Below are 15,717 nucleotides of genomic sequence, written 5' to 3' on the forward strand. Positions count from 1 at the left end.
GCAGGCGTTTGTAGAAAGCAAACGCCTAAAATAAGTGTAAAGGTACAAGGTTTTTCAACGAAATATGTATCTTTACACCACAGAACGATTATTATATTATGAAAAATATCCTATACCTGATCATTTCTTTGTTGTACATATTGCCGGTTAAGTCACAGCCGGCCTGTTTTTTTACCCATTATTCATCCGAAGAAGGTCTTTCGCAAAATACGGTTATGAGTATTTTGCAAGACAGGAAAGGAAACATGTGGTTTTCCACATGGGATGGAATCAATAAATTCAACGGCTATGTTTTCAGGACCTATAAAGCCAAGTTTGATAACCGGATTAATTTGACGAACAACCGCGTGGACCACATGTATGAAGACAAATACGGTTTCCTTTGGTTACAGACATACGATAATCAGGTCTATCGCTTTGACACCCGTTCCGAGAAATTCGAGCACGTACCTGCTACGGAGGAGAAAGGAGGCAGGATTGTCATAACTTCAATAAAAATGTTGCCATGCGGTTCAGTATGGCTGCTTTCGGAAAACGAAGGCGCTATTCGTGTGAAAACGGATCCGGCTACCTATCGCCTTTCTTCGGAGTGGTATTCCGATAAATCGGGGTTGCTTCCGGCAACGCGTGTGTACGATATTTATGAGGATCATGCCGGCAACGAGTGGGTTTTGACCAACAACGGATTGGGAATGCTCGCTGCCGGAAACCGCACAATGGCTTCTTATTTCGTGGAGACAGCAAAACGAGAAAAGGGGAAAGGGCAGTTCTTTTATGTGGCGCAGGAATATGGGAATGAGATATTCTTCGGTTCGGATCATGGGCGGATATGGCGTTACCAAAAGCAAGGAGGACAGTTCGAACTATTACAGCTACCCGCCTCCTCACGTGTTGTGGAGATAAAAAAGATAAATGAACAGGCAATTCTGATTGTAACGAAGACAGACGGTTTCTTCGTCTATGATGTAGCGTCTAAAGGAATGGAACACTATGAAGCCTCGCGACTTCCTAAGGCACCCGTCCGTTCTGTCTATATGGACAAGTACTCGGAAATATGGTTCGAACAGGAAGTGCCGGGTACTGTGGCCCATTTCAATGCGAAAACAAAAGTCCTGAAAACGGAAGTGATACCGGTGGAGCCCACCAGCACAGACCGTTCGCGTCCGGCTTTTCACGTACACGAAGATATTTACGGGACGGTATGGGTGCATCCCTATGGGGGCGGCTTTTCACGTTTCGATAGAGAAAACAACCGTTTGCAGTCTTTCTACAACGGACTGTCAGATGCAAACTGGCGGTTCTCCAACAAGATCCATTCGGCCTTTTCCGACAGGCAGGGTAATCTGTGGATGTGCACGCATTCCAAAGGGTTGGAGAAAATAACTTTTCAGGCGTCGCCGTTCCGTATGATAACTCCGGAGCCTCACCGCTACGAATCTTTGAGCAACGAAGTGCGTGCGCTTTGCGAGGATGCCGAACACAATCTTTGGGTAGGACTGAAAAACGGAAAGTTGCGGGTGTATGGCAACGACCATTCGGAGCGCGGATACTTGACCGAGGCCGGAACCATATCGCATGCAGGCGCTCCTTTGAAGGGAAATGTCTATTTTATATATCAAGACAGTAAGAGCAACCTTTGGATTGCGACAAAGGGAGAGGGACTCGTAAAAGCGGAGCCCCGGAACGGAATGTGTTATAAGCTGACGCGCTACCGGCATCGGAAAGAAGACATATATAGCTTGAGTGATGATAACGTATATTGTGTGTACGAGGACGGCAGAGGGCGCATTTGGGTTGCTACTTTCGGAGGAGGCGTCAATTATTTGACGCACAATCAGGACGGCGAGGAAATATTTGTCAGCCACCGCAACAATCTGAAAGGTTTCCCTATTAACAAATGTCATAAGGTGCGTTTCATCACAGGGGATCATCGGGGGAATATCTGGATTGCCACGACCGTAGGGGCATTGAGGGTGAACGGAGACTTCAAGAACCCTGAAGATGCTGTCTTTCATCATTATCAGCGCATACAGGATGACATGTACAGTTTGAGCAACAACGATGTGCATTGGATTCTGTCTACCGGAAAGAAGGAGCTCTATCTGGCCACTTTTGGCGGCGGGCTGAACAAATTGCAGTCCATAGACGAGGACGGTGATGCGGCGTTCAAGTCATATTGTGTAGAGGACGGTTTGCCTTCGGACATATTGCTCTCTATTCGTGAGGACAACAAAGGAAATCTTTGGATGAGTACGGAGAATGGCATCAGCAAGTTTATACCGGAAGAAGAACGGTTTGAGAATTATGCCGACGAACATCTCTCGTTCCGCCTGCGCTTCAGTGAAGCGGCGTCGCTCTACACTTCGTGGGGAAACCTTATGTATGGAACGAGTGAGGGCATCTTCCTTTTCAAACCGGACTCACTCCGGAAAAGTACGTATGTTCCGCCGTTGGTATTCTCCAAGTTGCTGATATCGAATGAAGATGTGACTCCGGGTGAAAATTCGGTATTGCAACGCAGTCTGGATGATACCCGCCGGTTGAAGCTCTCCCACAAAGAGAATATTTTCACCATTCAGTTTGCGGCGCTCGACTATACGGACCCTTCGGAAATCCAATATGCTTATATTTTGGAAGGCTTTGAAAAATCATGGAATTACGTCGGCAAGCAGCGAATGGCTACTTATACCAACTTGCCCAAAGGAGATTATGTGTTTAAGGTACGTTCTACCAATGCCGAGGGGGTGTGGACGGAGAATACGCGCTTGCTCGATATAGAGGTGCTTCCCTCTTTTTGGGAGACTCCTTTCGCCTATTTCCTGTATGTGCTGTTTGTGCTGCTGATTATCGTAACGGCTGTCTACATCTTGTTTACAATCTATCGTTTAAAGCATGAGGTATCCGTAGAGCAGCAAATGACGAACATGAAACTGCGTTTCTTTACGGATATTTCCCATGAGCTGCGCACGCCTTTGACCTTGATTTCCGGTCCGGTGGAGTATGTCTTGAGCAATAAGCGGTTGCCGGCGGATGTTCGTGAGCAATTGCAGGTTGTGGAACGCAATACGAACCGTATGCTGCATCTGATCAATCAGATACTCGATTTCCGGAAGATACAGAACAGGAAGATGAAGATGCAGGTGCAACGTGTTGATGCGGTGGCGTTCACCCGTAAGGTCATGGAAAACTTCGATTCCGTAGCCGAGGAGCACCGGATTGATTTCTTGTTTGAAACGGAGAAGCCCGGACTCTATCTGTGGATAGATGCCGACAAGTACGAAAAGATAATCTTCAACCTGCTTTCCAATGCCTTCAAGTACACTCCGAATGGAAAGATGATTAAGGTGTTTATCCATGAAGACAAAGACACTGTTTCCATTGGCGTGCAGGATCAGGGCATCGGTATTGCCGAGAACAAGAAGAAGTCGATCTTTGTCCGTTTCGAGAATATGGTAGACCGTAACTTGTTCAATCCAAGCACAGGCATCGGTCTGTCATTGGTGAAGGAACTGGTGGAAATGCATAAGGCACTGATCTCGGTAGACAGCAAACTGGGCGAGGGAAGCTGTTTCAAGATCGACTTCCAGAAAGGAAAAGAGCATTATGACGATTCGGTGGAATTCATGCAGGATGATGCAACGGTTTGCCTGGAGGTGCAGCGGCAGCAAACGGAAGAAACGGTCTCCCCGCAATCGGAAACGGAAAGAGAAGCACAGGAGAATGAGGACATGGCAACATCCAAAGGACTGATGCTTCTGGTGGAAGATAATGCCGAGTTGCGCATATTTCTGCGGAGCATTTTCTCGCCCGAATACCGTATTGTAGAAGCTGCTGACGGCATGGAGGGTTGTGATAAGGCTTTGAAGCTCTTGCCGGATATTATTATCAGTGACGTGATGATGCCGGAGAAAGACGGTATTGCCATGACCCGCGAGTTACGTGCGGATATGACAACCAGCCACATCCCTATTGTGCTGCTTACCGCAAAGTCGTCCATTGAAAGCAAGTTGGAAGGTCTGGAGTATGGTGCCGATGATTATATAACCAAACCTTTCAGTGCTACTTATTTGAAAGCGCGTGTGAAGAATTTGCTTGTTCAGCGGCAGAAGTTACAAATGCTGTACCGTCAGGACTTGATGTCGGCGGGAATGGCTATACCTGTTTCCGATGAACAGACGGAGAAGCGTCTTACCGATAATCCGGAAACGGACAAATCTCCGGTCATGTCTCCCAACGACCGTAAGTTTATGGACCGCCTTGTCGAATTTATGGAGAAGAACATGGATAACGGTGAACTGATAGTGGATGATTTTGTGCACGAGCTGGCTGTCAGCCGTTCTGTCTTCTTCAAGAAACTGAAGACCCTGACCGGTTTGGCGCCTATTGAATTCATCAAGGAAATGCGCATTAATCGTGCAGTACAACTGATAGAAACGGGAGAATATTCCATGACGCAAATATCCTACATGGTAGGTATCAACGATCCGCGTTATTTCAGTAAATGCTTCAAACAGAAAATGGGGATGACACCAACGGAGTATAGGGACAAGGTACTGAAATAGGCTGCTGTTTTGTACCCGGAATGAACATTAATGTTTTTGATATGTTCTTTTTGAATAATTACAAAACCAAACCGTAACTATGATCGTGTATTTAATTAGTTTGCTTGTTATTGGCTCGGCAATAGCTTGGAGCCTCTGGAAAGCCCCTTCGGACAAAGAGTTATGGGGAGAGGATGAGTTGGAATAAGTGCCCTAAATTCTTTCTCCAGGAGGGCTGAAAGTTTTTTCATGCGTGCCAGTTGCAGTCCCCTAATAGGAATTGAGTTAAAACAAAATTCAGTAATCATCTGTAATTCAGAACGGAGTGACAGATGATTACTGAATTTTATTTTGATACGACTCTTTTAAGTAGAATCTATAATGTTGTTTACTTCAACCAGCGTGGATCACCTACCTTGTCTATGATAAGATCTTCATTGGTGATAGTGAAGTCTCCATTTGCTTCATCCTTGAATGCAGGATCTACAAACTTTTCTTTTACGCAGTTGGGGTCTGTAAATGTAACGATATATTCTTCTCCACTTTTATATCGGATTATACCGGCATTCTTGGCTTCGTAGTATCGGTTATTGCTTGCGGTGATGTTCTCTGCTTCAATATACTTCTGATCGTTGAGATAACCGGAGAAGTTCATAAATAGGTTACTTTTCATAGAAATTTTTGCACCCGGATATCTGACATACATCAGACGTTTAAAGGTTTTGACTGCACCGACTATGGTATTGTTTTCCAATTTGATGCTATATTCGGTAACCTCAGGATTCCAGGGCTTTTTGTCTTCAGTGCCGTCAATGCGGATGAATTCACGTGCTTTTACCTGAGAACAATTATAGAAGGTATTGTTGGTGATGGTCAGTTTCTTGATTGTACCTGAACGGCTATCAAGAAAGTCGCCGCCATCGCATGCAATATCATAAATGAGACAGTTGTTTATGGTGATAGCATCTACTGTTATGGGCTTTGACGGATTATTGATTGCGAATATTCCTTCTTTATAACCTCTGATTTCGCTTGCTTCGATCTTGAACTCTTTGGCTGTGGTTCCGTCTTCGTATGAGAACATTCTTTTTACTGCTGCTCCGTTACCGTCCATGATAATGTTTCGCATGACGATTCCCGAACCTTCAATCATATTGAATTTACCCACCAAGACAGGCTTGTTCTTGAAGCGCTCGCCGACAATCTGTATCTCTTTATTGACCTCTACTTCACCTATGTCATAAGTGCCGGCTTGAATTAAGATTAGGTTTTTGTTTTCGTTTGCTTCAGTTACAGCGTCTTGCAGGGACTTACCATCGGGGGATACTACTATTGCTGTTGCAGGATCAATCAAAGTGGTCAAAGTACGGACTCCGCAGTTCTTTTCACCGTTGAGCAACTTAGCTGTATAGGTGGTGTTGCCTGAAAGGCCGTTGACTATGACTTTTCCACTTTGGAGATCTTGGCTTGATATAGCCTGTTTTACAGGCTCTCCCTCTTCCGGAGTTAATATAACTTCGGTGAATGTTCTGTTCAATTCAAAGTACAAAGTAGCAGAAGAAGCTGTTAAATCATCTTCGTCAACTTCCTTCAGGAGTTTTTCCGGTTCAGTTTTGAAATAGATACCATTCCACTTGGAATCTTTAATATTGTCACCTTTGCACATAAAACGTGCGGAGTACTTGGTATCACCTTCAAGTCCTGTTACATCATAAGGCATATCTTCGGCTGTAAGGTTGGTATAAGTACGTACTGGTGTACCTTGAAATGTCAAACTGTCATTGGCGAAAATTTCTATATCGTAGAATGATGCTTCGGAGTTTATAGTCCAGCTTAAGCGTACGTCGATGGTGTTGTTGACTTTCGCTTCCAAACCGAAGGGAGCAAACAGGTGGTCATGCTCCAAAGCTGTGACTTCTTCGCTTTGGTCTTCGCATGCTGTTGTCAGGACTGCACATGCTAATCCTAACAGATATGTGTATTTTTTGAACTTGTTCATAATCTTTTTTATTGTGTATGTTTAACAATTTATTAATTGTTGTTCAAAGTGCCGTTACTGCTGTCGATGAATGTCTGCCAGATGGGCCAGTATTGGTTTTCATCAGGATTCTTTTGATAAAGTACATCAATCAAGGCGTCGGGTAACTTTTCTGTATTAATCCATGTGGTGCTTTCATAATCGGCCGGAGCATTCTCTGTTTCTCCATGATTTAATCCGTAGAAAAGCAAGGTTTCACCATCTTCTGCAGTTTTGTAGTAAAGCTTGTCAGAGAGATCATTATAAGGACTTTCACGTCGTGCCAGTTTTTTCATCTTATCTTTGGCTTCATCCAATTTCGTTTTTAATAAGTTCCAACGAATAAGGTCGGCTTTTCTTAAGGATTCACCGGCAAATTCAAATGCACGTTGTTCGACGATGGCATTGAAGAAGGCATCATGATCGGTAGTTGCCTGATTCATGTATGTTGTCACTTTAGATGCCGGCAGGGCGCGGTCTAAGATGGGTTTTAGATATTGTGCGGCATTTGCCGGGTTCCCTTCTAATTCATTAATTGCTTCTGCAGCCATTAAGTAGACGTCTGCTAAGCGCATATATTGCCAGTTTACACCGTCGTCGTTGGTAGAAGTCACAATGCGGTTCATCCACTCATAACGTAATTTTCCAAAACACCAGCTTTTTAAACTGCGTAATTCCTGCTTTGCTTTTCCGTTTACTAAATCTTTGCCCCATTCATAGGGTACGCAAGTGATGTCACGACGTACATCCTGTATATCGTAATCGTAGAATAGGTAAGGCAATGGGCCATTAATTCCGCCTTGAGCCTGTGCGGTGTATTGGTCGGCAACATTATGTTTTACTCCAAATGTATATAGTACGCGGCCGCGTCCACTTGCAAATGGGATTTCCCAAAGGGATTCACCACCGGCTGTAGTGTTGTCTTGGCATAATTTGGTGAAATTTTCTTTGAATGAGCCTAATTCACAACCACTGTTCTTTATAACGTCTTCACATTCGTTCTTTGCAATAGTATACATTTTGTCAACACTCAATTCGGGGTTTGTGCTTCTGCGTACTCCGTCTGTGCGCTGGCTGTAACCGGCAGCGTAGAGGGCTATGCGTGCACGAAGTCCCTTCACAAAAGCTTTATTGACACGTTCTGTGCTTTGGGTTACTTTGGACTCATTGGGCCAAGGAACCATATTTGCTGCTTTCTCTAAATCACTTAAAAGTCGGATATAGATTTCGTCTCTGTCGGTTCTTGGAAGGTAAACGGTTTCGGAAGTGTTGGGCTCAAAGCGTGCGGGAACATCTCCCCAGCCTTTAATCAAATCCAAATAGAGCACTGCTCTCAATGTCATTGCTTCACCCAGAAGTTGGGCGAAATCAGCATCTTTAAGATCTGAGTAGGTTTCCAGTCCACGAATACATAAGTTGGCGCGCTCAATACCTTCATAGAACTTAGCCCAAGCATTATTTGCCGTATTCATTTGAGTGTTGGAGGGACGTGCAGCATATGTGCATAGTTCGTATTTGCCATCATCCGCCACTTTTGAAGCATCCATGTTGTTTATCCATTCAATATCGGAATTCTGTCCATAGTAAGGAAGAAAACGACCGCGATAGGAGTTGGTTTCGCCAAAAGACTGGTGTATGCCCATCACTGCGGCTTCAGCCAGTTCTTTTACTGAAAACAAGTTGGGCTCTTCCATTGCAGACTGCGCCGGAGCATCCAAATCACAAGAGGTTACTATACCTGTCAATGATAGGGATAAAAGTGATATGTATATAAATCTTTTCATATTTATTTTTCTTTTTATTAGTGGTTTAGAAGTTCAAATTGACACCTATGACAAACTGACGGCTCTTGGGATACGCTGAGTAATCGACACCCGGAGTCAGATTTGTTTTGCGAATAGTTGAGACTTCAGGATCATATCCGGAGTAATTGGTGATGCAGAATAAATTGTAACCGGTTACATAGAAGCGCAGATTCTGTATCTTTACCTTATTAAGCAAGGCTTTAGGTAGAGTATATCCTAAAGTTAAAGTATTCAGGCGCAGGAATGAAGCATCTTCTACGGCCCAATCGCTGAATACCATACGTGCAGTATAAGGAGACCACATTGTGGTGTTTGCATTCATTTCTGCTAATTTGGCAGGGTCATTACAGATGGTACCGTCGGCATTTAAGTTGGTCCAGCGTTTTCCGTCAGCCATGTCTGAAATCATGTTACGATATTGATATTTACCGGTTTGAGTAAATTCAATCTTGTTGGCATTGTAAACATCGTTACCATAACTCCAGTTGAAGTTAGCGCTTAAGTCGAAACCGTATGCACGTGCATTGATTGTGAAACCACCTGTATGCAATGGATTGGCGTCACCAATAATCTCACGGTCGTCAGAGGTTACTTTATTGTCTTCACTGCCGTCAATATTTTGCAGTTTCATCATACCCGGCCGTAATGTACCTACAACGGCCGATGCATCGGTCACTCCTTCTTTTAAAATCCATTTCTTGCTTGTTGCATCATAGCCTTCGAAATCGCTGACTTCATAGCGACCGGCAGAACGGTAACCATACATTTTGCCCACTGCACCACCTTTGGCGATCCAGAAGTCATAACCGATTTCAGAAGAAGCCCAGTAGGTTTCTGCTCCAAAATCGTTCATAATACCGAGATCTTTAATCTTGTTCTTGTTGAAACCAATGTTAGCGCTAAAGCTTAAACCGAAATTCTTTTTGTCGATAGCCGTCCAGTTAAGAGTTGCTTCAATACCTTTATTTTGAGTTTCTCCCATGTTGCGGTATTGATAGTCATATCCTGTGCCGGAAACAGGAAACTGAATTAACAGGTCTTTGGTGGTATTCAGATAAGCTTCGATGCTACCATTCAGTTTGCCGCCTAAGACTGTAAAGTCCAAACCGATGTTACGGGTTATGGTCGTTTCCCATTTCAAGTCGGAGTTGGGCATCGTCTTAGATGCTGCCCAATAATTGCTGAAACCGTTTATCCATGATGTTGCAGATGATACGTAATTTAAGTTCATCTGTCCGGAGGGAATATTGTTGTTTCCGGCAGTACCATAACTGAAACGAAGTTTTAAATCATCCAGCCAGGATTGAGTACCTTCCATGAAACGCTCGGAAGAAATACGCCATGCAACGGCTGCTGAAGGGAAATACCCCCATTGGTTACCGGATGCAAACTTGGAAGAACCATCGGCACGAAATGTTGCACTGATCAGGTATTTACTTTGGAAATCATAATTTATACGACCAAAATATGACAATAATTTATCGTCCGGATTGATGTAGTTGTCAATAGAGAATGGTACCCCCTGTGAAGAGAATTTCCATGCGTCTTTTGCTGTAAATGATTCTGGAAATCCATGAACTATATCGGTGAGTACTTTGGATTTGGTTATAATCCATTCATGTCCTATCATTGCATTTAAGTGATGGCTGTCTCCCTTGAATAACTTGGAAAAATCATAGCTGATAGTATTGGTGTTACGGAATTTGTGGCGGCTTGTATTGGCGAATTGAGCGGCAGGCTTACCTTGATTAGCGTCCGAAGGCACATTTTTAATGTAATAAGTTGTAAGGCCCCAATAGCGTTGGTCGCTGTTGCGATAGTCGTCATAACCAACTTCTGTTTTTATTTTGAAATTTTTGAATATTTCCCAGCCGAAGCTGCCTGCTATATTCAGGGTTTTACGCTCTTGCTCGCGGTCATTATCCGAAATAGCGGTTAGCGGGTGATACAGATTTCCTAAGTCGTCGTCAGAGCTGCCTGCTGAAGCATCAAGATTTGAGAGTGGAATCGGAGTGTAAATTACAGCATACTTCAAACGCTTATCCGAATCATAAGTGCTGCTGACATCATTTGCACCACCGCCTTTGATATCGGTATCGGAGTAACGGGCAGAAAAGTCCAATGTTACATTTTTTACAGGTTTGGTATTCAGCTTCAAACTGAAGTTGTCACGTTTGTAGTTGGAGCCTTCCATAATGGCTTTATCATTCATGTGGCTATAACTGAACGCATATCTTATTTTATCACTACCGCCATTGATGTTTAAATTGTGGTTGAATGTATGACCGGTGCGACCGAATGTTAAGTCTTGCCAATCATTATGAGGTATATTGTCATACATGTCCATATCTGTGTAGGCTCCAAAATAGTTCTCATAAGAACTCATATCATCGGATTTGATGAGGCCTGCCAGTTCGTATTGCCACTTGGCATAATCTTTGGGGGATAACACATCGAGTGTTTTGGCTATTTTCTTCCAACTGTAATAAGCATTGTAGCTGACGCTTACTTTTCCTTCCTTGCCAGACTTGGTTGTTACAAGAATTACACCGTTGGCACCACGTGAACCATAAATGGCTGTGGAAGATGCATCTTTCAATACGGTGATATCTTCGATGTCTGATGCCGGAATATCGGAGATGGATTCAACCGGGAAACCGTCAACAATGAATAATGGAGTGTTGTCTCCTGTGATGGAACCGCCACCACGTACGCGGATTTTCATTTCTGCATCGGGAGAACCCTCTGTAGTCGTAATCTGCACACCTGCCATTTTACCTGTTAATGCTTCGGTAGCGGAAGCTACGGGTACTGCTGCCAATACTTCCGAATTGACAGTGGCAACAGAACCGGTCAAGTCCTTACGTTTAACGGCGCCGTATCCGATAACCACAACTTCTTCCAGCGCTTGTGCATCGTCTGCCAAAATTACATCGATAGTTTTTTGTCCTTTGACGGCAATTTCTTGTGTAGTCATACCTACGTAAGAAAATATTAAAGTCGAATTGGACGGAACGTTTAGAGAGTAATTACCGTCAATGTCGGTGATTGTACCATTGCCGGTATTTCCTTTTTGTACTACGGAGGCTCCGATAACGGTTTCTCCTGCTTTGTCTTTCACTGTACCTTTTACGGTTACGTTTTGCGCTGATACGCCAAGCGATATCATGGTTACCAATAAGAATAGTAACATTGTGCGCGTGTTCTTCATTTTAGACATTCTTTGCATATTTATGATTTAAAAAGTGTTTCTCATTCAGATGAGTTTCTCTACACATTGTTAACTCCTTTTTGCAAATGTAAATTGATATGAAAAAGTAGATGTGTAATTTTTGTTTTTAGGTTGGTACTTTTTGTTATCTGTGTAGCATAAGGGAGTTAAAACCCTTCAGGAGTATGTTGTAAAGCAGAAATGCAGAAAGAAGTTGCCGGTTTGAACGAAGTCTGGAAAAGAGGGCGGGCAGGTGTGAGATTTATTTGCGGCCAGAGATGTGGATTGATAACAGGAAAGGTCTTGTGGAAAAATTGTTTTTGATGATGTGTATTTTTAAGTAAGCATGGAGACAGCCCCTTTGTAATGCTGTTATTCCATTATTATATCAATGATTTCTTCTGCTTTGTCCACAACGTAATCAGGATGGAACTCCTCTAATTCGGTTCGTGGGCGGAATCCCCAAGTCACCCCGCAAGAAGTTACACCGGCGTTGATGGCTGTCTGCATGTCTACTCCGGAGTCGCCGACGTAGAGCACATCTCTTTTATCTGTTTTGGCAATGGCAAGAATGTCTTCCACAATGGTGGGATCGGGCTTTACATTGACCCCTTCCCGCTGTCCGAATACTGCAACGAAATGTATTTTTGGAAAATAGTGTGCTATCAGTTTTTGTGTTGCTGCCTGATATTTGTTGGATGCAACAGCAATCTGTAATCCTTGTGACTGTATTTGTTCCAATAGTTCGGGAATACCGGGATAGGGGTGGCTTTTATCTGCATTGTGTGCGTCGTAATAAGGAATGAATTCTTTGCGGACGCGGAGTACATTCTCTTCATTCTTTGCAGTCTCGGGAAGAGCCCGTTCAAACAGCTTGTTAATACCGTTACCTACCATGAAGTTATAGGCTGATTCTTCGTGTGTAGGGTAGCCAAGTACATTCAAGGCATGATTGGTGCTTTGTGCCAGATCGGCGATTGTGTTCAACAGTGTACCATCTAAGTCGAATATAACAAGCTTCTTCATTACTCTTCTTTTTAATTTGAGGTGCAAAGATATAATAATCCACCGGGTTGTATAGAAATTTACGGTGGATTTCTATATGAATCTGTTATTTTGTGATTCTGAACCAGTCCACGTCTGTCCAACCGCCATCGTTGGTTACAATGGCCGGACGGGTACAGAACATCCCCACTTTAGCACCGATCCATTTACCTTCTTTTACCTGAAACGGATTACCTAACGACTGGTATTTCTTTCCATCGAGGCTATAACTGAAGTTGCATGTTACTAACAGGTCGTGCCCGCCTTCACTTTGGGAAATCCGCTTTCCGTCAGAGGAAAATTTGGCACGAAGGTAAATAGTGTTATCTTTTAAATCGGTTGTGCCGTTCACTGTTTCGGGAGTGCCTTTGTCGGCTTTACGACAGGACACTTGGGACAAGACCAGGCCTTTGTCCGTATTCTTCAGAATCAGTCCGGCATAGTCAAGGCCCATGACGACCAGACCGGTGCGCTCTCCTTTGTATTTTCCCGTAGGTCTGAAGGTCAGCTTCATGGTAGCGGTGAAGTTGGCTGCAGGTGTCTTTTGCAATAATAAGTTGGCTACATCCCATAGATTTTTGTACTCTTTGACAACGGGATAAGAATAAAGCCGCATTATGCTTTGATCCCCTGCATAGTAAGCCCATTTTTCATTGATATTGGCATGCCATTGCCATTGCGGGGAAAGGGTGTAGCCATCAAATTCGTCACTTTCCTGTGGAGTGCAGATAGGGTATGTTTTGCCTACGTCCGGCTTTTTATAAACTGATACCGGTTCACCACAGCCGTCACCGTCTTTGTCTATGCCGATAACAGGCCAATCGTTTATCCATTTCATAGGTTGCAGATGTACCAATCGCCCGTAAGCGCCTACATCCTGAAAATGAAGAAACCAATCTTCGCCCGTAGGGGTGTCTACCCATGCTCCTTGGTGAGGACCGTTGACGGGGCTGTTGCCTTGTGCCAATACTTTCTTCCATTCGTAAGGGCCATATATGTTTTGGGAACGGAGCACAACCTGCCACCCGGTAGGTACGCCGCCTGCAGGATGGAATATATAGTAATAGTCTCCTCTTTTGTAGAGTTTCGGCCCTTCACATGTCTGATGCGCTTCATGTCCGTCGAAGACGATGCGCGACTGTGTGATGGCTTTGGTGGCATCTGTATTCAGTTCGCAAATGGAAATGATGCTTTTCAATCCGGCACGACTTCCTGCATAGGCGTGTACCATATATACTTTTCCGTTTTCATCCCAAAAAGGGCAAGTGTCTATAATTCCCTTACCCGGTTTAACGAGTACGGGTTCTGTCCATGGGCCTTTCGGATCTTTGGCTTTTACCATGAAGGCGCCCTGGTCGGGATCCCCCCAGAATATGTAGAATTCACCGTTATGATAACGGATAGCAGGAGCCCATACGCGGTTACCATGTTCCGGGCGTTCGGGCGTTTCGATAGGAGTCAGGGTATAAGGGATGGCAGCACCGATAATGCTCCAGTTTACGAGGTCCTTGGAATGTAGAATCTGTAAGCCCGGCAGACAGTTGAAACTGGAGGAGGTCATATAGAAATCATCTCCTACACGACAGGCGTCCGGGTCGGAATAGTCTGCATAGAGTATCGGATTCTTATATTTACCGTTGCCTTGGTCGGCTACCCATACTTCGGAAACATAATTCTTCTCTTGCGCAGCCAGCGGTGATGCAAGCAGCAGGCAAATGCCTAAAAGTGTCTTTCTTGTTTTCATGTGGCTTGGTTTTTTAGTTTTTAATTTTCACCTGAACCGGATGCTGCAATTCTTCTTTCCATTTGTGCATGTAGGCAAACCATGCTTCGGGTGTGGGATAACCGAAGGTTTCCTTGCAAGAAGTGAACATTGTATAGTAATGGAATCGGTTGCTCCCCGGTGCTGAAACTGTATAAAGGAAATTGTCTTTGTCTTTTACTTCCTTGCGGATGTATTTCTGTGGAATATAAGTGGCGATGCCTACTGTTTCCTTTGCATATTTCACAGTGTCGTTCACAGGCCAGTGTCTTCCCCAACTGCCTATTAAACCTTTATGGTCAGAATCCGAGAGTGTCTCGTTGCCCATGATGTTTTGTACACCGGTGCAAAAGAGTTCATCTTTCAGCGGTTCGTCAAAGAAAGTCTCTACCAGCAGATCACGATGTCCCGCATAAAGTATATAACGGTTGGTCATGTTCAACTCTTTTCCTTGATAGTTCCAACCTTTTACAGCTACGTCAACGATAGTGCGTATAGGTCCATAAGCAAGAATACTTTCAGTGCGGAAGGCTACCGGTTCTATATGGGTGGCTTTTGTTCCGTCCCAGCCTTTCAAGGCTCCGACACCGCAACTGTTCCCAACCATTAATACATCATCTCCAAACCCGCGTGCAAGTTGTTCGGCATTGGGATAAAAGCTGCTTTCTTGTATCTCAAGTCCTTTGTTGAATTTACCGTAAGGGTCTATTGTTTGCTTTTGGTTGAAGTAGACGCGATAAGCGACTAATTCAGATTCGAACATTGGGCCATGGCCATGTACCATATTGTAGAAATTAGTGGTGCCCGGTACGGTAACCGACTGTATGGGAGTACGCTTTTGTTTTGGAATATCCCGTATTCTCATTCCGGCAAAGACACGTGCCGGGTAGGTCTTATTTGTTTTGGCAGATGACAAGGTGATTGTTAGCGTACTCGTTTCGTTGGCAGGAATATTCATGACAAAAGCCAACTCGTCAGCTTGCAAGTCTCCGTTCAGGTCATCCAATTGTGAGGGTATTTCTTCCTCACCGTTCAATACGACAGCTGAGCGTACATGGAAACCGGATTGTAAATCTTCAATCTTTAGAACTACCGGAGCATCGATTTTATCTTTTGTCCATGAATTACTTATTTCAATTGAGATCGTTTTGAAACTTGTCTGTGGTTGCGCACTAAGAATGGATGTCCACAACAACAGGAAACCGGCTAAAAAGGCTGTTCTCATAACAGAGTGTATTTTAATTACAGTTACAAAATTAAACTAAAAGAACAGACAGCTCTCTTTTGGATTAAAAAAGCTGTCTGCTTTGATTTGTTATTTATGCAACTCGCATTGA

Annotated in this window: 7 protein-coding genes; 1 reads left to right on the forward strand and 6 read right to left on the reverse strand. The window is 43.9% G+C overall.

The window, feature by feature from the left end; all coding sequences use genetic code 11:
- The first annotated feature begins 98 nt into the window (after positions 1-98).
- A complete protein-coding gene (locus NQ546_RS06055) occupies positions 99-4,562 on the forward strand; it encodes a hybrid sensor histidine kinase/response regulator transcription factor (RefSeq protein WP_004289149.1) in 4,464 nt (1,487 codons plus the stop codon).
- Positions 4,563-4,929: 367 nt separating this feature from the next.
- On the opposite strand, the gene NQ546_RS06060 is transcribed toward NQ546_RS06055, so the two are convergent.
- From NQ546_RS06060 to NQ546_RS06085, 6 genes are all read right to left on the reverse strand, one after another.
- Entirely contained in the window at positions 4,930-6,540 is a 1,611-nt protein-coding gene (locus NQ546_RS06060; protein ID WP_004289150.1) for a DUF4957 domain-containing protein, read from the reverse strand.
- Between the two features lie 32 nt (positions 6,541-6,572).
- Positions 6,573-8,342 (reverse strand): RagB/SusD family nutrient uptake outer membrane protein, encoded by a 1,770-nt coding sequence (locus tag NQ546_RS06065; protein WP_039953094.1) that lies wholly within the window; start codon positions 8,340-8,342, stop codon positions 6,573-6,575.
- A gap of 25 nt (positions 8,343-8,367) precedes the next feature.
- Positions 8,368-11,574 (reverse strand): SusC/RagA family TonB-linked outer membrane protein, encoded by a 3,207-nt coding sequence (locus NQ546_RS06070; protein ID WP_394364067.1) that lies wholly within the window; start codon positions 11,572-11,574, stop codon positions 8,368-8,370.
- A gap of 372 nt (positions 11,575-11,946) precedes the next feature.
- Complete coding sequence (locus tag NQ546_RS06075) at positions 11,947-12,600, reverse strand: HAD family hydrolase (RefSeq protein ID WP_004289154.1); 654 nt, start codon at positions 12,598-12,600, stop codon at positions 11,947-11,949.
- 85 nt (positions 12,601-12,685) lie between these two features.
- Positions 12,686-14,362 (reverse strand): glycoside hydrolase family 43 protein, encoded by a 1,677-nt coding sequence (locus NQ546_RS06080; protein WP_004289155.1) that lies wholly within the window; start codon positions 14,360-14,362, stop codon positions 12,686-12,688.
- Between the two features lie 13 nt (positions 14,363-14,375).
- The gene (locus NQ546_RS06085) at positions 14,376-15,605 is read right to left on the reverse strand and encodes a DUF4861 domain-containing protein (protein WP_004289156.1); all 1,230 of its coding nucleotides are present in this window, start codon (positions 15,603-15,605) and stop codon (positions 14,376-14,378) included.
- Between the last annotated feature and the right edge of the window lie 112 nt (positions 15,606-15,717).

This window comes from Bacteroides eggerthii (assembly GCF_025146565.1).
Lineage (GTDB): Bacteria > Bacteroidota > Bacteroidia > Bacteroidales > Bacteroidaceae > Bacteroides > Bacteroides eggerthii.